This window comes from Butyrivibrio sp. X503 (assembly GCF_003625475.1).
Taxonomy (GTDB): domain Bacteria; phylum Bacillota; class Clostridia; order Lachnospirales; family Lachnospiraceae; genus Butyrivibrio.
In genome coordinates this window covers 74209-95113 of the sequence record NZ_RAIQ01000007.1, presented here as the reverse complement: position 1 = coordinate 95113, position 20905 = coordinate 74209, and the positions used below count along the sequence as shown (strand labels likewise).

Here is a 20905-nt window from a genome sequence, read left to right as displayed (position 1 = left end):
ATGTCCAAAGAATGGATAATCTATGTGGTAGTGGTGGCAGCGATCGTTGTGATCGCCGCTGCCGTTGCCCATTTTTTAAAAAAGGTTAGAATGAGGCCTCTTCCGATGGATGAAATGGAAGGGCATGATTTCGAATATTACTGCGCGGACCTTCTTAGAGACAACGGTTTTGTCGAGGCTGTCGTGACCAAGGGAAGCGGCGATTTCGGTGCGGACATTCTTGCAGAGAAGGACGGGATAACATACGCCGTTCAGTGTAAGTGTTATGATAAGCCTATCGGAGTCAAAGCGGTTCAAGAGGTTTATGCAGGCAGAGATTATTACGGCAGGATGGTCGGAGTTGTCATGACCAATCAGTATTTTACTCAGCCCGCCGTCGACCTTGCGCAGAAGCTTAACATAATGTTGTGGGACAGGGGTTACCTGGACAGTATGGATAAGAGTAAATGAAGATAAAGATAGACGATGATTTTGATCTTGAAAAGATAGCCGACAGCGGACAGTGCTTTCGCTTTAACAAAAGCGGAGACGGTTACAGCGTGACCGCGCTGGACAAGCATCTTTTTATAAAACAGATTTCCGATAACGAGTTTGATTTTGACTGTAGTAAAAAAGACTACGAAGAATTTTGGAGATCTTATTTTGACCTTGATGTTTCATATAAGAAAATTAGAGGTATGATAGATAAGAACGACGAATACCTTTTTGAAGCTGCCGAGTACGGCAAGGGCATTCGCATTCTGAAACAGGACCCTTGGGAGATGCTGATCTCTTTTATCATCTCTCAGAGAAAAAACATTCCTGCGATCAAGGCTTCGATCGAGAAGCTGTGCGCGGTTGTGGGTCGTGAAATAAAGACTGAAAAAAACGCCAATGGCGATAATATATATGCTTTTCCGAAGCCGGGTGAGATGGCAAAGTTATCTGATAAAGAGCTTTCTTCCTGCGGGCTCGGGTATAGAGACAAGTACGTAAAGAAAGCTGCGAATGATGTTCTGAGTGGAGAAGCAGAACTTTATAAGTGGCAGGATCTTTCGGATGATGATCTTATGGAAAGGCTTCTGAAACTCTTTGGGGTTGGAGTCAAGGTGGCCAATTGTGAGATTCTTTTCGGATATCACAGACTGGATGCTTTCCCAAAAGACGTTTGGATCAACAGAGTTTTGGAATTAAAATATCCGGAAGGCTTTAACTTTGATAAGTACAAGCCTTATAATGGAGTAATGCAGCAATACCTGTTCTTTTATTCTAGAAGTAATGGGTTAGCGTAAGAAGGTATTTTATAGAAAAACGGGGTATGTAGTATGAGCGATATTAAAGCAGCTATCCAACAAGGAAAAACTTTTCTGGGCATCGAGTTTGGATCAACCAGGATCAAAGCGGTGCTTACAGATGAAAATTATAACCCGATAGCTTCGGGTGGTCACAACTGGGAGAATCGTCTTGAGAACGGTGTGTGGACATACACTCTTGACGACGTTTGGGAAGGTCTTAGAGATTGCTATTCCAAGCTTGCTAACGATGTGGCCAAGCAGTATGATGAAAAACTTACATGTGTCGGGGCAATGGGCTTTTCTGCTATGATGCACGGATACATGGCATTTGATAAGAACGGTGAACTCCTTGTTCCTTTCAGAACATGGAGAAACACTATTACAGGAGAGGCATCTGATATTCTTACGGATAAGTTCGGATATCATATTCCTCAGAGATGGAGCATTGCGCACCTTTATCAGGCAATCCTTAATAAAGAAGAGCATGTACCTAATGTTGATTTCTTTACAACACTTGCAGGATACGTGCACTGGAAGCTCACAGGCGAGAAGGTTCTCGGCGTAGGTGATGCATCAGGCATGTTCCCTATCGACTCTTCAACATGCGATTTCAATGCAGGTATGCTTGATAAGTTTGATGAGCTTATCGCAGATAAGAATTTCGGCTTCAAGATAAGAGATATTCTTCCCAAGGTTCTTGCAGCAGGTGAAGATGCAGGTAAGCTTACCGAAGAAGGCGCCAAGCTTTTGGATCCCACAGGAACACTTAAGGCCGGCATCCCTGTATGTCCTCCCGAGGGAGATGCGGGAACCGGAATGGTTGCGACCAATTCCGTCGGCGTAAGAACAGGTAATATTTCTGCGGGAACTTCAGTATTCTCAATGGTTGTTCTTGAACACGATCTTTCCAAGGCATATCCAGAGCTTGATCTTGTTACAACACCTTCAGGCGAACAGGTTGCCATGGTTCACTGCAACAACTGTACTTCAGATCTTAATGCATGGGTTTCTCTTTTCAGAGAATTTGCAAAAGATATCGGAAAAGAAGTAGACGACGATACTCTCTACGGAACTCTTTATCGCAAGGCGATGGAGGGAGACGCGGATTGCGGCGGACTTCTTTCTTATAATTATTTCTCAGGCGAAAGTATCACGGGCTTTGATGAGGGAAGACCTCTTTTTGCAAGAAGACCCGATGACAAATTCAACCTTTCAAACTTCATGAGGGCACATCTTTATACAGCACTCGGAGCTCTTAAGATCGGAAATGACATCCTTACCAAGCAGGAGAATGTAAAAGCTGATTTCTTCTTTGGTCAGGGCGGATTCTTCAAGATCAGAGGTGTTGGCGACAGAGTTATGGCAGCGGCACTTGATACACCTATCAAGCTTATGGAGACAGCAGGAGAAGGCGGACCTTGGGGTCAGGCAATTCTTGCGGGCTACATGATGAAGAAGGCTGACGGCGAGACACTTGAGAAATATCTTAACGACAAAGTATTTGTCGGAGGTAAAGTAGAGACATGTAATCCCGACAGCGCAGATGTAAAGGGATTTGATGAGTTTATGAAGAATTACAATGCAGGTCTTGCGATCGAGAGAGCTGCAGTTGATTCTTTAAAGTAAGAAGGAGATTCAATATGCTTGAGGAGTTAAAGAAAAAAGTATATGAGGCGAATATTCTTTTGCCCAAATATAATCTTGTTACTTTTACATGGGGTAATGTAAGTGAGATAGACAGAGAAAGCGGCTTGTTTGTAATTAAGCCGAGCGGAGTTGAATATGATACAATGACACCCGATGACATGGTTGTTATGAATCTTAACGGCGAGAAGGTTGAGGGAAAACTTAATCCTTCATCAGACACACCTACACACGTTGAGCTTTACAAGGCATTTGCAGATATCGGCGGTGTTGTTCACACACATTCATCATATGCGACAAGCTGGGCTCAGGCAGGCAGATCCATTCCCTGCTACGGAACAACTCATGCGGATTACTTCCATGGAGAGATCCCTTGTGTAAGATGTCTTACCAAGGCTGAGATTGATGAGGCTTATGAGGCCAATACCGGTGTGCTTATTGCCACTGAGTTTGAGCGCATGAGCAAGAACCCTGTTGATGTTCCGGGAGTTCTTTGCAAGAACCACGGCGTATTCACATGGGGCAAGGATGCAATGGAAGCTGTTCACAACGCGGTTGTAACGGAAGAAGTTGCCAAGATGGCGTACAGGTGTGAGGTTATCAACCCCAATGTTGAGGCTGCTCCCACAGAGCTTCAGGATAAGCATTATTACAGAAAACACGGCGCTAATGCGTATTACGGTCAGAAGTAATAGTTTTTATATTTAAAACTTAGACAAAGTGCCTTATGGACTATGAATATAGCTTGTGTTAAATTGTAAGTGCATTTTGTCTTTGAATATACGGAAAGGAATCATTCATTATGGCTATGACCAATCAGGAACTACAAAAGACGGCTAATGAAGTCAGAAAAAGCATCATCACTGCTCTTCATGCAGCCGGAGCAGGACATCCGGGCGGATCATTATCCTCTACAGATATTTTCACATATCTTTACTTTGAGGAAATGAACATTGATCCCAAGAATGTTAAAGATCCGAACAGAGATCGATTCGTTCTTTCAAAAGGACATTGCGCTCCCGGCCTTTATTCAGTAATGGCAGAGAGAGGCTATTTCCCTAAGGAAGAGCTTACAACACTTCGTAAACTTGGTTCAAGACTCCAGGGACATCCCAGCATGCAGTATCTCCCCGGACTTGATATGTCAAGCGGATCACTTGGACAGGGAATCTCCGCAGCTTGCGGAATGGCTTTGTCCGGCAAGATGGACAACAAGGATTACAGAGTTTACACACTTCTTGGTGACGGTGAGATCCAGGAAGGACAGGTATGGGAGGCAGCTATGTTTGCAGGCTTCCGTAAGCTTGACAATCTTGTTGTTATTGTTGACAACAACAATCTTCAGATTGACGGACCTATTGATACGGTATGTTCACCTTATCCTATCGACAAGAAGTTTGAGTCCTTCAATTTCCATGTTATCAACATAGACGGACATAACTTTGACGAGATCAAAGCTGCCTTCAAGGAAGCAAAAGAGACTAAGGGCATGCCTACAGCAATTATTGCTCACACTGTTAAAGGTAAGGGCGTTTCCTTCATGGAGAATCAGGCCGGATGGCATGGTAAGGCTCCTAACGATGATGAGTTCAAGCAGGCTATGGAAGAGCTGGAAAGGATAGGTGCGTCACTATGAGCGATGTAAAGAAGATAGCAACAAGAGAAAGTTATGGTAATGCGCTTGCAGAGCTTGGTGCTGAGTATCCTAACCTCGTGGTTCTCGATGCGGATCTTGCAGCTTCAACCAAGACAGCGGTATTCCAGAAAAAGTTTCCTGAGAGACATATAGATTGCGGTATTGCCGAGTGTAATATGATGGGAATCGCAGCAGGTCTTGCTACTACAGGTAAGATTCCTTTCGTTAGTTCTTTTGCAATGTTTGCAGCAGGACGTGCGTTTGAGCAGGTTCGTAACTCTGTGGGTTATCCTCATCTTAATGTTAAGATCGGTGGAACTCACGCAGGTATCACCGTTGGTGAGGACGGAGCAAGCCATCAGTGTAATGAGGATTTCGCACTTATGAGCGTTATCCCCGGAATGGTTGTAATGTGCCCTGCGGATGATATCGAAGCAAAGGCTTGCGTACGCGCAGCAATCGAGCACGAAGGACCCGTTTATATCAGATTCGGACGTGCAGCTTGCAGCGTTATCAATGACAGACCCGATTACAAGTTTGAGATCGGTAAGGGATCGGTTATCAGAGAGGGTAAGGATGTAACTATCATCGCTACCGGAATCTGTGTTGATTCTGCGATCAGCGCAGCTGAGAAGCTTGCAGCTGACGGAATCTCAGCTGAGGTAATCAACATCTGCACTATCAAGCCTTTGGACAAAGATCTTGTTGTGGCTTCCGCAAAGAAGACAGGCAAGGTAGTAACTGTTGAGGAGCATTCCGTTATCGGCGGACTCGGAAGTGCAGTATGCGATGCTCTTTCAGAGCTTGCACCTACACCTGTGAAGAAGATCGGAATGCAGGATAAGTTCGGCGAGTCAGGTACCGCAGGTGAACTTGTTCACAAGTATGGACTCGACGGAGACGGCGTATATGCCTCAGTAAAGGAATTTCTTAAATAAAAAATATGAATAAAATTTGTCCTTCAATATTATCAGCTGATTTTGCAAGGCTTGGAGATCAGATCGCTGAAGTCGACAATGCCGGTGCAAAATACTTACACATTGATATTATGGATGGTGTGTTTGTACCATCTATTTCTATGGGTATGCCTGTTGTAAAAACAATCAGACCCGTAACGAAAATGGTGTTTGACGTACATCTTATGATCGTCGATCCCATTCGTTACATCAAAGAATTTGCGGAATGTGGAGCTGATATAATCACTTTTCATTATGAAGCAGCAGAGGATCCGCAGGCGGTGATCGATGAGATTCACGACTGCGGCAAAAAAGCAGGTATTGCGATCAAGCCGGGAACCCCGGTATCAGATATCGAACCTTACCTGAATGTTGTTGAGATGGTTCTAGTAATGACCGTTGAACCCGGGTTTGGAGGACAGAAACTGATTCCAAACAGTTTCGATAAGATAAGAGAAGTCAGAAAGATCATAACTGACAGAAATCTTAATGTTGATGTTGAGGTCGACGGAGGCGTTTATACAAGCAATGTTAAAGAAGTGCTTGATGCGGGCGCCAACGTTATTGTATCGGGATCCGGAGTGTTCAAGGGAAATCCTTCCGAGAACGTTGCCGAATTCAGACGTATCCTCGGCGTATAATAACAAACGCGGCGATAGAAAGCTCATGTGCTTGGCACATGGGCTTTCTTTTTTTCACAATCCCAGTAAATACCGCGTGTCGGTTGACATTTGGAATTCGAAAAGGCATACTATATTTGTTAAATTATCGAAAAAAATAAGAAGGTCAGCAATGTATAAGAGATTGGAGAGAAACGATCTTTGTTGGTGCGGCAGTGGCAAGAAATATAAGACATGCCATGCTGCGTTTGACGACAAGATCATTAATTTTGAGCGTCAAGGGTTTATAGTACCCGACAGAAGTCTTTTGAAGACAGCAGAGGATATTGAAGGAATCAAGAAGAGTGCGGTTATAAATATGGCGGTTCTCGATGAGATAGCAGAGAAGATACATGCCGGAATGAGCACTCAGGAAATAGATGACATAGTCTATAACACAACTACCAAGATGGGTGGAATCCCCGCAGATCTTAACTACGAAGGATTTCCCAAGAGTGTGTGCACATCTATCAATGAAGAAGTGTGTCATGGAATCCCGTCAGAGGATATCATCCTTAAAGACGGAGATATCATAAATGTAGATTGTTCCACCATTTTAAACGGTTATTATTCAGATTCTTCACGAATGTTTTGCATAGGAGAAGTTTCGCCCGAGAAAAAGAGACTCGTAGATGTTACAAAAGAGTGCCTTGAAGAAGGACTTAAGGCAGTTAAGCCATGGACACCTATCGGAGATATGGGACATGCGGTTCACCAACATGCACTTAAGAATGGCTATACCGTAGTCAGAGAGATAGGCGGACACGGATGCGGCAATGACTTCCATGAAGAGCCTTTTGTAAGTTATGTTAGTAAGCCCGGAACCGGAATGCTCATGGTGCCCGGCATGGTATTTACCATAGAGCCTATGGTAAATATGGGAAAACAAGAAATATTTATAGACGAAGAAAATGATTGGACAGTGTACACAGCAGACCTCAAGCCTTCAGCTCAGTGGGAAGTTGAACTTCTTGTTACCGAGACAGGTTATGAGCTTTTATGCTGGTGATACCGGGAGGGATGATATAGATGCAGAATAAAGGAAAATATTATATTACAACAGCTATCGCGTACACATCAGGTAAGCCTCATATCGGAAACAGTTATGAGATAGTGCTTGCCGATGCTATTGCAAGATATAAAAGATGCGACGGATTTGATGTTCATTTCCAGACAGGATCCGATGAGCACGGACAGAAGATTGAGACCAGAGCGATCGAGGCCGGATGTGCTACTCCCAAGGAGTTTGTAGATCAGGTTTCAGATACCATTAAGGGTCTTTGGAATCTCATGGATACTTCATATGACAGATTCATCCGTACAACTGACGACGATCATGTTAAGCAGGTTCAGAAGATCTTTAAGAAATTCTATGACCAGGGTGATATCTATAAGGGATCATATAAGGGAATGTACTGTACGGAGTGTGAGGCTTTCTACACGGAGTCTCAGCTTGTTGACGGCAAGTGCCCCGAGTGTGGAGGCCCTGTACACCCCGCAGAGGAAGAGGCATATTTCTTTAAGATGAGTAAGTATGCCGACAGACTTATCGAGCATATCAACACACATCCCGAGTTCATTCAGCCTGTGGCAAGAAAGAATGAGATGATGAACAACTTCCTTCTTCCCGGACTTCAGGATCTGTGCGTTTCAAGAACATCATTTAAATGGGGCATCCCCGTTGATTTTGATGACAAGCATGTCGTATATGTTTGGCTTGATGCTCTTACCAACTATATAACAGGTATCGGCTACGATGCAGACGGCAACAGCTCCGAGGATTACAAGAAGTGGTGGCCTGCAGACCTTCACCTTATCGGTAAAGACATCATCCGTTTCCATACCATATATTGGCCTATTTTCCTTATGGCTCTCGGTGAGCCCCTTCCCAAGCAGGTCTTCGGACATCCTTGGCTCCTTCAGGGCGGCGAGAAGATGAGTAAGTCAAAAGGAAACGTTATCTATGCCGATGACCTTGTAAGCTTATTTGGCGTAGATCCCGTGAGATATTTCGTTCTTCACGAAATGCCTTTTGATAATGACGGAGTTATTACATGGGAGCTTTTGGTTGAGAGATTTAACTCCGACCTTGCAAATACACTCGGTAACCTTGTAAACAGAACAATCGCAATGACCAACAAATATCTTGGCGGTGTTGTTGCCGACAAGGGAGTAACAGAGGCTGTCGACGATGACCTCAAGGCTGTTGTTACCGGCTGTTATGACAAAGTAGAGAAGAAGATGGATGAGCTCAGAGTTGCAGATGCTCTTACTGAGATCTTCACTTTATTCAAGAGATGCAACAAATATATCGATGAGACCGAGCCATGGATCCTTGGTAAGGACGAGGCCAAGAAGGACAGACTTTCTACTGTTCTTTACAATCTTGTAGAGTCTATCTCTATCGGAGCGGCTCTTCTTGATCCGTTCATGCCTGAGACGGCTCAGAAGATAATCGAGCAGCTTTCTGCACCTAAGAGAGATTTCGATACTCTCGGAACATTCGGAATGTATCAGAGCGGCAACAAGGTAGCGGAAGCTCCCGAGATGCTCTTTGCCCGTAAGGACCTCAAGGAAGTTCTTGAAAAAGCTGCTGAGATCACTAAGAAACAGAAGGAAGAATTTGAAGAGTCTCAGAGAAAGGCAGCTGAGAACCTTGCAAAAGCAGGACTTGCGCCCGCTCCCGTAAAGGCAGAGAAAGACTCTGAGGACGCCGGAATAGATATTCCCGCCAAAGATGAGATCACTTTTGATCAGTTCGGAGCAATGCAGTTCCAGGTCGGCGAGATCATCAAGTGCGAAGCGGTTGAAAATTCCAAGAAGCTTCTTTGCTCACAGGTTAAGATAGGAAGCCAGATCAGACAGATTGTTTCAGGAATAAGAAAGTACTATTCTCCGGAAGAGATGGTTGGCAAGAAGGTAATGGTTTTGGTTAACTTAAAGCCCGCCAAGCTTGCGGGAGTTATGTCGGAAGGAATGCTTCTTTGCGCAGAAGACGCAGAGGGTAACCTCGCTCTTATGACTCCTGAAAAAGAGATGCCGTCCGGAGCAGAAATCTGTTAATTCTGAGCATTATATGTAGTAAAATATATATAGGCAGAAAACAATAGTATATTGGGAGGGATTTCTAATGGTGCGCAAAGAGGAACTGACTTACAAATCCAGAGACAGACAGACCATGCTTCACGCAATCAGATGGATTCCCGAAGGACAACCTGTTGCTATTTTGCAGATTATCCACGGGATGCAGGAGTACATTGATCGTTATGATGAGTTTGCTCGTTTTATGGCAGAAAAGGGCATTCTTGTTATGGGTAACGATCATCTCGGACATGGCGGTTCTGTTACTGAGAAAAAGGGTACCTACGGCTATTTTTGCAAAAAAGATCCGGCTACAGTCCTTGTGCGTGATGCACACAGACTTAAGAAGATGACACAGGAAGATTATCCGGGAGTTCCGGTATTTATCTTGGGTCACAGCTTTGGTTCGTTTATTGCAAGAGAGTATATAACCAGATACGGAACAGGTATCAAGGGTGCCGTTATTCAGGGTACGGCTTTTGCGCCTCAGGGAACTATCAATCTTATGACGTTCCTTATCAAAGTTATCTCTCTTTTCATGGGTGACAAGTATCGTTCGTCGCTTATAAACGGAATGGCATTTAAGGGATACTTAAAGAACATTCCCGGCGCCAAGAGCAAATTTGATTGGCTTTCTCACAATGAAGAGAGCGTTCAAAAATATGAGCAGGATCCCGCATGTAACTTTGTTTTTACCATGAATGGTTTCAAGACCATGGCAGAGCTTCTTAAGAGGATTCAGGATACCGACAAGATGGAAGACATCCCCAAGAATCTTCCTATTCTCATAACATCCGGAAAAGAAGATCCGGTGGGCGGATACGGTGAAGCACCCGAAAAGCTCTGCGGAATTTATAAGACTCAGCTTCAGATCAAGGATGTTGAGCTTAAGCTTTATGACGGAATGCGCCATGAGCTTCAGCAGGAGATCGGAAGAGAAAAGGTCTATGAAGATCAGTATGCATGGATCCGTAAGGTGATTAATGGTGCAGGTTGATACTTCTAAAGTAATCGTAAGATGCGCATATAATTCAGATTGGGATGGGGCGATGAAGCTTGCGTGGAATACCTTTGCAAGATTCGACGCCCCTGATTATTCACGCGAAGGAATTGATAATTTCCGAAACTTTGTGACTGACGAGACACTTCATCAGATGTTTCTTGCAGGACACTATCAGCTTTTCGTCGCAGTTATGGACGAGAAGTACCTCGGCATGTTGTCACTGAGGGAGAAAAAACACATATCACTTTTGTTTGTTGATGGGGAATGCCATGGCAACGGAATTGGCACTGCCCTTATTAAATTTGTGGCGAGATACGCCGCAACCGAAGAAGGAATCGATACGCTTACAGTCAATGCTTCTCCCTACGCCGTTGATTTTTATCACACAATCGGCTTTAAGGATATAAGAGGAGAAACGGAGGCAGACGGCATTAGATTTACACCAATGGAATTGAGGATTAATAACTATGGGAAGATTTTTTGATATCGACAGTCCGGTTATGAGAGCACTTACGAGACTTGCCGATGTAATGTGGCTCAATATTTTGACACTTATCTTTGCGATACCGCTTATTATTGAGCAGCTCTTTTTCTTGGGACCCGCTATAGGTCCTCTTATGACAGAAGGAGCAGAGTTTGATTACAGTATCTTTTTAAACGGAATACTCTGGGCATGGATATTTGGAATTATCTGTTCGTCAATCCTGGGACCCGCATGTACGGCTATGCACTATGTGCTCCTTAAGATGGTAAGGGATGAAGACAGCTATATCACAAAGTCCTACTTTAAGTCTTTTAAAGAGAATTTCAAACAGGGATTGATTCTTCAGGTAATTAAATTTTTCGTAGGCGGAATGCTGGTTCTTGATTTCTTTATCTTAAGAGCAAGAGGCGGAGTCCTTTGTTATGTGGTGCTTGGAATGGCAGTTATTCTCTATGTTGCATCGCTTTATGTATTCCCGATCTTATCAAGATTTGAAAATAAGACCAGAACAACAATAAAGAATTCGTTCCTCATGGCGATCATTGCACTTCCGAGATCTGTTGCGATGACGGTTATCTCACTTATGCCTGCACTTTTGCTTTATTTCTTTGATCTTAAGGTACTTCCGATTCTCATTCTTATCGGCGTTGCGGGACCTTCATATGTGAATGCCATGTTGTACAGCGTTACCTTTAAGCGCTTCGAGCCTGAGGAAGAAGAACTTACCGAAGAGGAAGAGCTTAGTAACGCAATAAAAAAGCTCGATGAAGAGTGAACGAAATACCGATATACAAGTTGCATATAGATTTTTTTTATTCTTCGGCAACATCACAAAAAAATAAAAAGAAATTTTTTTCTGTGAGCACATTGGCTAATGAAACCAAAAATATTTGTTGAATTAGTGAATAGTCAACAAAGTGGCGGACAGATATACTTTATTCTAGTATTAAAGATATACACAGGAGGAATTAAAAGATATGGCTAGTTTATCACTTGAGCACATTGATAAAATTTATCCTAACGGCTTCCATGCAGTTAAAGATTTCAACCTTGAGATTCAGGATAAAGAGTTTATTATTTTCGTTGGACCTTCAGGATGTGGAAAGTCAACAACACTTCGTATGATCGCAGGACTTGAGGATATCTCTTCAGGTACACTTAAGATCGGTGACAGAGTTGTTAACGATGTAGAGCCTAAGGACAGAGATATCGCGATGGTATTCCAGAACTACGCTCTGTATCCCCACATGACTGTATATGATAACATGGCATTTGGTCTTAAGCTCAGAAAGGTTCCTAAGCAGGACATCGACAAGATGGTTAGAGAAGCTGCTAAGATCCTTGACCTTGAGAAACTTCTTGATCGTAGACCTAAGGCTCTTTCAGGTGGACAGAGACAGCGTGTTGCTATGGGACGTGCTATCGTTCGTAATCCTAAGGTATTCCTTATGGACGAGCCTCTTTCAAACCTTGATGCTAAGCTTCGTGTACAGATGAGAACAGAGATCGCTAAGCTTCACCAGAGACTTGGCACAACAATCATCTACGTTACACATGACCAGACAGAGGCTATGACTCTTGGTACAAGAATCGTAGTTATGAAGGACGGTGTAGTTCAGCAGGTTGACACACCTCAGAACCTTTACGATAAGCCTTGCAACCTCTTCGTTGCAGGATTCATGGGATCACCTCAGATGAACTTCCTTGATGCTGAAGTTGTAGTTGAAGGTGACAAGGCAAGCCTCAGCATTGCAGATCAGCAGATCGAGCTTCCTCCTGCAAAGGCTAAGAAGCTTATCGATGGCGGTTATGCAGGAAAGACTGTTACATTCGGTATCCGTCCTGAGGACGTTGATGATTCAGAGATGGTTGTTAGCACATCTAAGGCTGTATTTGAGTCAACAATCAACGTATACGAGCTTCTTGGTGCAGAAGTTTATCTGTACTTTGATCTTGCTCAGTTCCCTATCACAGCAAGAGTTGATTCTCGTACAACAGCGAGACCCGGTGATAAGGTTAAGTTTGCTTTCGATGTTGAGAAGATCCACATCTTCGACAAAGAGACAGAGCAGACAATCACAAACTAATAAGAGATTGTTTAAGGAGCCGCGCAGATGCGCGGCTCTTTTTGACGCTATAATATGCTATACTAGAGTTGCATAGCAAATCTTTTGGTTGTTAGGAAGGAGCAGGCAGATGATATCATCTCAGATAATTAAAGGGAGTATAGAAGAATTAAGCAGCATTACCAAGGTCGATCTTTGTGTGCTTGATCTTGCGGGTTCGGTCGTTGCATCGACAGGCGATAAAGATTTTTTGGATGCATCCATAATAACAAGCTTTGCCAATTCTCCCGTTGACTCACAGGTAATAGGAGATATTCATCTTTTTAAGATTCTTGATGACGGTGATCCGCTCTATATTCTTCTTGCCATCGGTGACAGCGAACATGCTTATATGGTGGGAAAGATTGCGGTCAGCCAGCTTCAGGCACTTGTCCTTGCCTACAAAGAAAGATATGACAGGAATAATTTTTTCCAGAATCTTCTTCTCGACAACATGCTTCTTATTGATGTTTACAACAGAGCTAAGAAGCTTAAGATCGAGGTGTCCGTTCCGCGAGTAATAATCCTTGTGGAAGGAAAGCGTGTGCAGGACAGCAATATGCAGGAGCTCCTTTCGAGCATGTATGCTCCTCACTCAGGCGATTATGTAACCGCTGTTGATGAGAACAGTGTCATTTTGGTCAAGTCACTCGAGGAAGGTCAGGATTACAATGATGTAAATGAAGTTGCCACAACCATCGTGGACATGATGAACACCGAAGCGATGTTGAATGTAAGGGTTTCTTACGGAACGATCGTAAAAGAGATAAGAGATCTAAGTAAATCATACAAAGAAGCCAAGATGGCGCTCGAAGTGGGCAAGATATTCTACGCTGAAAACAGAGTAAATGCCTACAACACACTTGGAATTGGAAGACTTATTTATCAGCTTCCGGAGAGTCTTTGCAAGATTTTTATTGATGAGATTTTCGGAGACAAGAATATATATGACGATCTCGATGATGAGACGCTTGCTACCATAAACCGTTTCTTTGAAAACAATCTCAATGTGTCAGAGACTTCAAGACAGCTTTTTGTTCACAGAAATACTCTGGTTTACAGAATAGAAAAATTGGAAAAGAGTTCGGGACTTGATGTGAGAAAGTTTGATGATGCACTTACATTTAAGATTGCGCTTATGGTCCTTGGTTATATGAAATATCTGGAAAAAAGAAAATAAATTAAAAGCGGTCCTGTGAGGGATACATGCACGTTGACTTCGGCAGGACCAGGCACCCTTACAACACATGAAAGGTTCTGCTTAGTGCTGCTTCGTTCCCGACCTGACACGGTTCGCAGATTTTCATTGCATAAGACCCGATCTTGCACAAAGGACTGCTACATGCACCCTTCACAAAACCGCTTTATTACTATACTTTTTTTTGAATGGAATGTCAATTATTACCGCGGATCATGATGCTATCATTTTTGTTCAAGCAGGTCTGCAAGAGTAAAACTGTCGACATATTTGTTGATGGCATCATCAAGGCCTTTCCAGAATTCAATGGTGTGGCATGATGCGGAAAGAGGACATTTCAGACCGTCCTCACCGGCAGAGCAGGAGACGGGATTAAGAGTGCCTTCCATGACTCTTAAAATTTCGCCGACGTTATACTGCGAAGGATCCTTGGCAAGTCTGTGACCGCCGCTGCCTCCGCGCATGCTTTCGAGATAGCCGGCTTTTTTAAGACCCGATACGATCTGCTCAAGATATTTAATTGTTATGTTTTGCCGCTGAGCGATATCCTTGAGTGTGATGTATTCGCCGTTGTTGTTGGTGGCAAGATCTATCATTACTCTCAGAGCATATCTTCCTTTGGTCGATATCTTCATTTATAAACCTCTATCGAATATAGTGTTATAATATGATAGCAAAAATAAAAAAGAATTACTACCATTTTGGTATGAAAAGGTATGAAGCAGGAAAAAAGTAAGACAAATAAGATAAAAGCTCGCTCAAAAGCGGAAAAAGAAAACAAGCTTACGCCGGAAGAGCAGCTTGATATAAAGTACATGAAAGCAGCGCTTGCGCAGGCCAAGAAAGCATACAATCTGGGCGAAGTTCCCATAGGTTGCGTTATAGTTTACGACGGGAAAATAATAGGAAGAGGCTATAACAGAAGAAATACCGACAAAACGCCGCTTGCTCATGCGGAGATTTCTGCGATAAAGAAGGCGGTTAAATTCATGGGAGACTGGAGACTCGAAGAGTGCAAGCTGTATGTGACACTTGAACCTTGTCAGATGTGTTCGGGGGCGATAGTTCAGGCGAGGATTCCCGAAGTGATCATGGCCGCAGTTAATCCTAAAGCGGGATGTGCGGGGTCTGTCATGGACATCTTGAACAATCCCGATTTCAATCATCAGGTATCGGTTAAAAAAGGGATATTGCAAGAAGAATGCAGTGAATTGCTAAAGAAATTTTTCGCTGAACTGCGTATCAGAAATAAAGCTGAAAAAGAGAAAAAGACTACTTAAGCAAAGAATGAGGGGAAGCTTTGGTGAGAAAGAAAATTACGGCAATAATCATAATGACAGCAATGCTTCTTATGTGCTTATCATGTGCATCACATAAGAAATATGACCTTGATGAGTGCTATGAGGGGATAGACATATCAGGTAAACCTGTTACGATCACCTATCTTACCATAGGCGATAAGCCTACTAACGGAATGACCGAGCAGGTAATAGATGAGCTTAACAAGATTCTTTTAAAAAAAGCGAATGCCAAGCTTGATATTTACTATGTTGCTTGGGATGATTATTTAAGCAATTACAACAGTGCTCTTTCTATGGACGGAGACAGCATTGATCTTGTTGGTACAGGCAGTGACTGGCTCGATGCCTGGCCCAATGTCCTTAACGGCAATTTCTTGCCGCTTTCCAAAGAACTTTTGAAGACATACTGCCCCAGAACTTATGCCAATGTTTCTGACAGGGATTGGGAGTGTTGTTCATATAACGGCAAGATATATCTCATTCCCGAAAATGAATATACACAGTGGACAAATCACGGATTTATTTACAGAGAGGATATAGCAAGAGAAGCCGGTATCGGTGAGATAAAGAGCTGGAACGATCTTGACTCTTATTTTAAATATGTAAGGACAACAAGGCCAAGAATGGTTCCATGGGATGCCGACGGAAAGAAGACGATTCATGCGCTTGGTTATCTTATGTCGGTTAGGCAGTATGTTCCGATATATGAGCTTGGAACCTACGGCGTGTGGGGAGCTTATTCCACCAATCCCGGAAAAATAGTTTCTCCTTATTACGAAGGAGAGTCTTTTGTTAGTTTTGCAAGACTGATGAAAGAGTGGGACCGGATCGGTGTTTGGAGAGAAGATCTTAACTATGCCGGAAAGAACGATGATGAGTTTTATGCGGGAGAAACGGCTGTCATTCAGCATCACACGCAGAATTTTTATACGATAATAAAACCCAACATGGAAATAGTTAAACCCGAAGCGAGGACCAAGTTCTTTTACTTTGGAGAAGAGAACGGAAATCTTATAAGAACAAGTATTCTTCACGGCGCTGTGGGAATCAGCTCCAAGTCCAAGAATCCCGAGAGAGCGCTCATGGTTTACGACATCCTTCGAAACGATGAAGAGTGCTACAGGCTTATGAATTACGGAATCGAGGGCGTTCAGTACATCATAAATAAAGACGGAATGCTAGAAAAGCCGAGCGGTTACAATGATGAGCGCGACGGAATAGTGACCAATTTCTGGTGGGGAAGAAGAGATGAATTCGAGATTAAGAATTCTTCTTTTGCATGGGATGATTACGAGGCGCTTGTAAGTAACTATGATGTCATAGCCAAGGACTATCCGTGGGACAGAGTGTCTTTTTCCAAGCCCGAGATAAATGAAAAGATACAGGGCGTGTTGAAGGTTTGCGACAAATATGTTCCTCTGATCGCATACGGTCAATATGAAGCTTCGCCCGAGGAAGAAGTGAGGCTTTTCAGAGAAGAGCTTAAAGCCGCGGGGATAGAGGAAATTACGGCAGAACTTCAGAAGATTTTGGATTCTGATTAAAAAATATCCTACCAACAAAGGTCAATCTATGATAAAATAGCGCCTGTGAAATTGTATACATGTATAGCGCTTCGAATTACTAGGCAGGAGGAATGGCAATGGTAACAACATTCGACACAGGCTGTTATCTTTTAAACGGTAACACAATAGTACCCGATGATGCACAGGCACAGCAGGTTCTCGCATCCAAGGGTGTTAATGCAACTAAAGAAACTGCAAAAGAGAATACTATAGCTTACGGAATCTTAAAGGCACACAATACATCCGGAAATATGGATAAGTTATGCGTTAAGTTTGATAAGCTTACTTCTCATGACATCACTTATGTAGGAATCATCCAGACAGCAAGAGCGTCAGGACTTGAGAAGTTCCCTATTCCCTATGTACTTACAAACTGTCACAATTCACTTTGTGCGGTAGGCGGTACTATCAATGAAGACGATCACGTATTTGGTCTTACGGCTGCTCAGAAATACGGCGGAATCTATGTACCTCCTCATCAGGCGGTTATTCACCAGTACGCAAGAGAGATGCTTGCATCTGCAGGAAGCATGATCCTTGGATCCGATTCTCATACAAGATACGGTGCTCTCGGAACCATGGCAATCGGTGAGGGTGGTCCCGAGCTTGTTAAGCAGCTTCTTGGACAGACATACGATGTTGATATGCCCGGTGTAGTTGCCATTTATCTTGAGGGAACACCCAAGAAGGGCGTAGGCCCTCAGGACGTTGCACTTGCCATTATCGGTAAAGTATTTGCAAGCGGCTATGTAAAGAATAAAGTTATGGAGTTTGTAGGCCCCGGTGTTAAGAATCTCAGCGCAGATTTCAGGATCGGTGTGGATGTAATGACTACAGAGACAACATGTCTTTCATCCATTTGGCAGACAGACGAGACAGTAAAAGAGTTTTATGATATTCACGGAAGGATCGGCGAGTACAAGGAACTTAAGCCCGGTGATGTGGCTTACTATGATGGACTTGTGAAGGTAGATCTTGACAGCCTCAATCCTATGATCGCTATGCCTTTCCATCCCAGCAATGTATATGAGATTGATGAGGTTAACAGAAACGCTGCTGACATTCTTGCAGATGTTGAGAAGAGAGCTAAGGTTAGCTTTGGTGACAGCGTAGAGTTCTCACTTCAGAATAAGATCAAGAACGGCAAGTTCATGGTTGATCAGGGTATCATCGCAGGTTGTGCCGGCGGTGGATTTGAGAATATCTGTGCAGCAGCTGATATTCTCAAGGGACACTTCATTGGAAACGACAGATTTACACTCAGTGTATATCCTGCTTCTACACCTATATTTATGGAAGTTGTTAAGAACGGCGCGGCAGCAGCAATCCTTGAGTCAGGTGCGATCCTTAAGACTGCATTCTGCGGACCTTGCTTCGGCGCAGGAGATACTCCTTCCAACAACGCATTCAGTATCAGACATTCAACCAGAAACTTCCCTAACCGTGAAGGTTCTAAGGTTCAGAACGGTCAGGTTGCTTCCGTTGCACTTATGGATGCAAGATCTATCGCGGCAACAGCAGCTAACAAGGGCGTTCTTACTCCCGCTACTGCTTTTGACGGTGAATTCAATAAATATACATATCACTTTGACAGCGAGATTTACAAGAACCGTGTATTTGATTCTCACGGTGTTGCAGATCCTTCAGTTGAGCTTCAGCTCGGTCCCAACATTAAGGACTGGCCTAAGATGTCTGCTCTTCCTGAGAACCTTGTTCTCAAGGTTGTATCAGAGATTCACGATCCTGTCACAACAACTGATGAGCTCATTCCTTCAGGTGAGACTTCATCATACAGATCCAATCCTCTCGGACTTGCTGAGTTTACACTTTCAAGAAAGGATCCTGCTTACGTAGGACTTGCAAAGGAAGTAAGAGCAGCTCAGGATGCACTTGTAGACGGAAAAGATCCTATCGAAGCAGTTAACGAGCTTGGAGATGTAATGGCAGTTATCGGCAAGGACTTTGCTGATGTAAACAACTCCAATGTAGGATTTGGTTCAACGATCTTTGCTGTTAAGCCCGGTGACGGATCAGCCAGAGAGCAGGCTGCTTCTTGTCAGAAGGTTCTTGGCGGATGGGCTAACATCGCCAATGAGTATGCAACAAAGAGATATCGTTCCAACCTTATTAACTGGGGAATGCTTCCTTTCATCATTGATGAGGGTGAGCTTCCTTTCAAGAACAAAGACTATATCTTCTTCCCGGGAATCAGGAATGCGGTTATAAATAAGAGCGAGACAATTAAGGCGTATGCAGTAGCAGACGGCAAGATGAAAGAGTTCACCTTAAAGCTCGGTAACCTCACAGACGACGAGAGACAGATCATTCTCGACGGATGTCTTATTAACTTCAATCGTGTTAAATAAAGGGACAATAGATCGATATGTTTTCTGTTATGAGAGGGAAAAACAGAATAATAGTGATGGGCATTGTATTGTCCGTTTTGGGAAGCGTCGCAGGCTGCGGCGCTTCTTCTGCTGAAAAGCAGGTGGATATCCAGGAGAACTTACCTTTTATCCAGGGATCCGGAGAAGTGGCGGATTATGAGGTTCCGGTTCAGATTCCGAATATCTTAGTGGATCAGAACGGCTTTAGACCAGAGGATGAGAAGGTAGCTGTTTTTAAGGGAAAAGACCTTCCGGAGAGCTTCTATGTCTATGATGACAACACGGGTAAGCCCGTTTATGAAGGTAAGCTTGTAAAAGCAGGCTATGATGCTGCGCTGTCGGAATACACGGCGATCGGTTATTTTACGGATGTAAAAAATGAAGGCAGATATTATCTCTATGCGGATATTATAGGAGAGTCTTATTCTTTCAAGGTTTCAGGCGATGTATTTGAAGATGTGTTTACGAGTGCTTGCAAGAAGTTCTACATAAACAGATGCGGAACTTCGCTTTCGGAAGAATACGCAGGCGAAAATGCACACAGTGCGTGCCACACGGCGCTTGCACATCTTCAGGAAAATATGCAGACGGAGATTGATGTGACGGGCGGTTGGCACATGAATGAGATGGCGGACAGAGACACGGTGCTTGGCTGCATGATAGCAGAGAATTTCCTTCTGGCTTATGAGATGAACGGCGATGCTTTTTCTGATACTACGGGGATTCCCGAGAGCGGAAATAACATTCCGGATATTTTGGATGAAGTGAAATATGAAGCAGACTGGCTTCTTAAGATGCAGGATTCCAAAACGGGTGGTGTATACGGCGCCGCAGTTACGGACAGTTCAAAGGGCGGAGAGCTTTTTACATATCCCGTCTATGTGACTTCGATCTCGATGGATGCCACAATTGGCTTTGCTTCAACTATGGCAAGGTTTAGTTATATCTATCAGCAGTATGATCCGGAATATGCCACAACGTGTCTTAAGGCGGCAGACAGGGCCTGGACGTGTTATTTTAACAATCATAAGAGTGACGACAGCACGGCGGCGTTTAAGGCAGCAGCACAGCTTTACAGAGCAACGGGAGGAAAGAACTACGAGGACGTTCTGAATCTTTATTTTACAAGGAATGATTTTGACGAGCTCTTTTTTGATGATGAAGATATTTTCCTCGGAAGCGTAACTTATCTTTCCACAAGCCAGAACGTTGATGTGGACAGATGCAGCGCGCTCATGAAGCTTCTTATGAAAAAAGCTGAGAATATAGCCGCTGAGGCTTCGCAGTCCTCCTATCTTGTTACCAAGACGGGAGAGGAAGATCTTTTAAAAATGCTGTATGATATGCGATGTTTGTCAGTGACAGATCACATAATATATAATCATGAATACACAACTATTATAGAAAATCATGTGCATTATCTTATGGGAATGAATCCGGACGCTATGAACTTTGTGACGGAAGAGACTGAGAGGACTTTCCTTGCAAATGAAGCCAAGAGCGGAATTATGAACGATCCGCAGAAAGATGCGCTTTTCGTATTTATGCTCAGCGTCCTCAGACAGTAGAGCACAATTTGCAAAGTGCAAGGCATAGATGCGGATTGATTGCA

The 20905-nt window shown here is 43.5% G+C and carries 19 protein-coding genes and 1 other RNA gene; 18 read left to right on the top strand and 2 right to left on the bottom strand.

What is annotated here, in order from left to right; all coding sequences use genetic code 11:
• From D6853_RS12740 to D6853_RS12675, 14 genes are all read left to right on the top strand, one after another.
• Positions 1-450, top strand: coding sequence for a restriction endonuclease (locus tag D6853_RS12740; RefSeq protein ID WP_120658391.1), 450 nt, complete (start codon positions 1-3; stop codon positions 448-450).
• On the top strand, positions 447-1271 hold the full coding sequence (locus tag D6853_RS12735; RefSeq protein WP_120658390.1) for a DNA-3-methyladenine glycosylase family protein: 825 nt from the start codon (positions 447-449) through the stop codon (positions 1269-1271). Before D6853_RS12740 ends, D6853_RS12735 begins: the two co-directional genes overlap by 4 nt.
• Positions 1272-1304: 33 nt before the next feature.
• Positions 1305-2900 carry a xylulokinase gene (locus D6853_RS12730; protein WP_120658389.1) on the top strand — a complete coding sequence of 532 codons (1596 nt, stop codon included), beginning with the start codon at positions 1305-1307 and terminating at the stop codon, positions 2898-2900.
• A 14-nt stretch (positions 2901-2914) separates the two neighbouring features.
• A complete protein-coding gene (locus D6853_RS12725; protein WP_120658388.1) occupies positions 2915-3610 on the top strand; it encodes an L-ribulose-5-phosphate 4-epimerase in 696 nt (231 codons plus the stop codon).
• A gap of 116 nt (positions 3611-3726) precedes the next feature.
• A complete protein-coding gene (locus D6853_RS12720; protein WP_120658424.1) occupies positions 3727-4554 on the top strand; it encodes a transketolase in 828 nt (275 codons plus the stop codon).
• Entirely contained in the window at positions 4551-5492 is a 942-nt protein-coding gene (locus D6853_RS12715; RefSeq protein WP_120658387.1) for a transketolase family protein, read from the top strand. The genes D6853_RS12720 and D6853_RS12715 overlap by 4 nt, the downstream gene beginning before the upstream one ends.
• A 5-nt stretch (positions 5493-5497) precedes the next feature.
• Positions 5498-6151 carry a ribulose-phosphate 3-epimerase gene (rpe, locus tag D6853_RS12710; RefSeq protein WP_120658386.1) on the top strand — a complete coding sequence of 218 codons (654 nt, stop codon included), beginning with the start codon at positions 5498-5500 and terminating at the stop codon, positions 6149-6151.
• 151 nt (positions 6152-6302) lie between these two features.
• Positions 6303-7178, top strand: coding sequence for a methionyl aminopeptidase (locus tag D6853_RS12705; RefSeq protein ID WP_120658385.1), 876 nt, complete (start codon positions 6303-6305; stop codon positions 7176-7178).
• A gap of 20 nt (positions 7179-7198) precedes the next feature.
• The gene (gene metG, locus D6853_RS12700) at positions 7199-9232 is read left to right on the top strand and encodes a methionine--tRNA ligase (protein ID WP_120658384.1); all 2034 of its coding nucleotides are present in this window, start codon (positions 7199-7201) and stop codon (positions 9230-9232) included.
• Between the two features lie 67 nt (positions 9233-9299).
• Positions 9300-10247 (top strand): alpha/beta fold hydrolase, encoded by a 948-nt coding sequence (locus tag D6853_RS12695; RefSeq protein ID WP_120658383.1) that lies wholly within the window; start codon positions 9300-9302, stop codon positions 10245-10247.
• Positions 10234-10737, top strand: coding sequence for a GNAT family N-acetyltransferase (locus D6853_RS12690; protein WP_243108354.1), 504 nt, complete (start codon positions 10234-10236; stop codon positions 10735-10737). Before D6853_RS12695 ends, D6853_RS12690 begins: the two co-directional genes overlap by 14 nt.
• Positions 10721-11512 (top strand): YesL family protein, encoded by a 792-nt coding sequence (locus tag D6853_RS12685; RefSeq protein WP_120658382.1) that lies wholly within the window; start codon positions 10721-10723, stop codon positions 11510-11512. The genes D6853_RS12690 and D6853_RS12685 overlap by 17 nt, the downstream gene beginning before the upstream one ends.
• A 202-nt stretch (positions 11513-11714) precedes the next feature.
• Positions 11715-12824: an ABC transporter ATP-binding protein gene (locus tag D6853_RS12680; RefSeq protein WP_120658381.1), complete on the top strand. Its 1110-nt coding sequence runs from the start codon at positions 11715-11717 to the stop codon at positions 12822-12824.
• A 109-nt stretch (positions 12825-12933) separates the two neighbouring features.
• Positions 12934-14022 carry a PucR family transcriptional regulator gene (locus tag D6853_RS12675; protein ID WP_120658380.1) on the top strand — a complete coding sequence of 363 codons (1089 nt, stop codon included), beginning with the start codon at positions 12934-12936 and terminating at the stop codon, positions 14020-14022.
• A 43-nt stretch (positions 14023-14065) separates the two neighbouring features.
• Here D6853_RS12675 and ffs read toward each other — a convergent pair.
• Together ffs and D6853_RS12665 are read right to left on the bottom strand one after the other, a co-directional pair.
• Positions 14066-14165: signal recognition particle sRNA small type (gene ffs, locus D6853_RS12670), an RNA gene on the bottom strand.
• Positions 14166-14264: 99 nt separating this feature from the next.
• Positions 14265-14675 (bottom strand): RrF2 family transcriptional regulator, encoded by a 411-nt coding sequence (locus D6853_RS12665; RefSeq protein ID WP_120658379.1) that lies wholly within the window; start codon positions 14673-14675, stop codon positions 14265-14267.
• 180 nt (positions 14676-14855) lie between these two features.
• Here D6853_RS12665 and tadA point away from each other — a divergent pair, with 180 nt between their 5' ends.
• The 4 genes from tadA (at position 14856) to D6853_RS12645 (ending at position 20861) form a co-directional block, all read left to right on the top strand.
• The gene (gene tadA / locus D6853_RS12660) at positions 14856-15320 is read left to right on the top strand and encodes a tRNA adenosine(34) deaminase TadA (RefSeq protein ID WP_243108355.1); all 465 of its coding nucleotides are present in this window, start codon (positions 14856-14858) and stop codon (positions 15318-15320) included.
• A 23-nt stretch (positions 15321-15343) separates the two neighbouring features.
• Entirely contained in the window at positions 15344-16885 is a 1542-nt protein-coding gene (locus tag D6853_RS12655; protein WP_120658377.1) for a DUF3502 domain-containing protein, read from the top strand.
• Between the two features lie 98 nt (positions 16886-16983).
• A complete protein-coding gene (locus D6853_RS12650; protein ID WP_120658376.1) occupies positions 16984-19272 on the top strand; it encodes a hydratase in 2289 nt (762 codons plus the stop codon).
• Positions 19273-19289: 17 nt separating this feature from the next.
• The gene (locus D6853_RS12645) at positions 19290-20861 is read left to right on the top strand and encodes a glycoside hydrolase family 9 protein (protein WP_120658375.1); all 1572 of its coding nucleotides are present in this window, start codon (positions 19290-19292) and stop codon (positions 20859-20861) included.
• Positions 20862-20905: the final 44 nt, after the last annotated feature.

What these genes read in the sequence shown, in the direction of transcription:
- tadA (WP_243108355.1), top strand. Translation starts at nt 14,856, where the DNA reads ATGAAAGCAGCGCTTGCGCAGGCCAAGAAAGCATACAATCTGGGCGAA.
- D6853_RS12675 (WP_120658380.1), top strand. Translation starts at nt 12,934, where the DNA reads ATGATATCATCTCAGATAATTAAAGGGAGTATAGAAGAATTAAGCAGC.
- metG (WP_120658384.1), top strand. Translation starts at nt 7,199, where the DNA reads ATGCAGAATAAAGGAAAATATTATATTACAACAGCTATCGCGTACACA.
- D6853_RS12715 (WP_120658387.1), top strand. Translation starts at nt 4,551, where the DNA reads ATGAGCGATGTAAAGAAGATAGCAACAAGAGAAAGTTATGGTAATGCG.
- D6853_RS12665 (WP_120658379.1), bottom strand. Translation starts at nt 14,675, where the DNA reads ATGAAGATATCGACCAAAGGAAGATATGCTCTGAGAGTAATGATAGAT.
- D6853_RS12680 (WP_120658381.1), top strand. Translation starts at nt 11,715, where the DNA reads ATGGCTAGTTTATCACTTGAGCACATTGATAAAATTTATCCTAACGGC.
- rpe (WP_120658386.1), top strand. Translation starts at nt 5,498, where the DNA reads ATGAATAAAATTTGTCCTTCAATATTATCAGCTGATTTTGCAAGGCTT.
- D6853_RS12725 (WP_120658388.1), top strand. Translation starts at nt 2,915, where the DNA reads ATGCTTGAGGAGTTAAAGAAAAAAGTATATGAGGCGAATATTCTTTTG.
- D6853_RS12650 (WP_120658376.1), top strand. Translation starts at nt 16,984, where the DNA reads ATGGTAACAACATTCGACACAGGCTGTTATCTTTTAAACGGTAACACA.
- D6853_RS12685 (WP_120658382.1), top strand. Translation starts at nt 10,721, where the DNA reads ATGGGAAGATTTTTTGATATCGACAGTCCGGTTATGAGAGCACTTACG.
- D6853_RS12735 (WP_120658390.1), top strand. Translation starts at nt 447, where the DNA reads ATGAAGATAAAGATAGACGATGATTTTGATCTTGAAAAGATAGCCGAC.
- D6853_RS12695 (WP_120658383.1), top strand. Translation starts at nt 9,300, where the DNA reads ATGGTGCGCAAAGAGGAACTGACTTACAAATCCAGAGACAGACAGACC.
- D6853_RS12740 (WP_120658391.1), top strand. Translation starts at nt 1, where the DNA reads ATGTCCAAAGAATGGATAATCTATGTGGTAGTGGTGGCAGCGATCGTT.
- D6853_RS12690 (WP_243108354.1), top strand. Translation starts at nt 10,234, where the DNA reads ATGGTGCAGGTTGATACTTCTAAAGTAATCGTAAGATGCGCATATAAT.
- D6853_RS12720 (WP_120658424.1), top strand. Translation starts at nt 3,727, where the DNA reads ATGACCAATCAGGAACTACAAAAGACGGCTAATGAAGTCAGAAAAAGC.
- D6853_RS12730 (WP_120658389.1), top strand. Translation starts at nt 1,305, where the DNA reads ATGAGCGATATTAAAGCAGCTATCCAACAAGGAAAAACTTTTCTGGGC.
- D6853_RS12645 (WP_120658375.1), top strand. Translation starts at nt 19,290, where the DNA reads ATGTTTTCTGTTATGAGAGGGAAAAACAGAATAATAGTGATGGGCATT.
- D6853_RS12705 (WP_120658385.1), top strand. Translation starts at nt 6,303, where the DNA reads ATGTATAAGAGATTGGAGAGAAACGATCTTTGTTGGTGCGGCAGTGGC.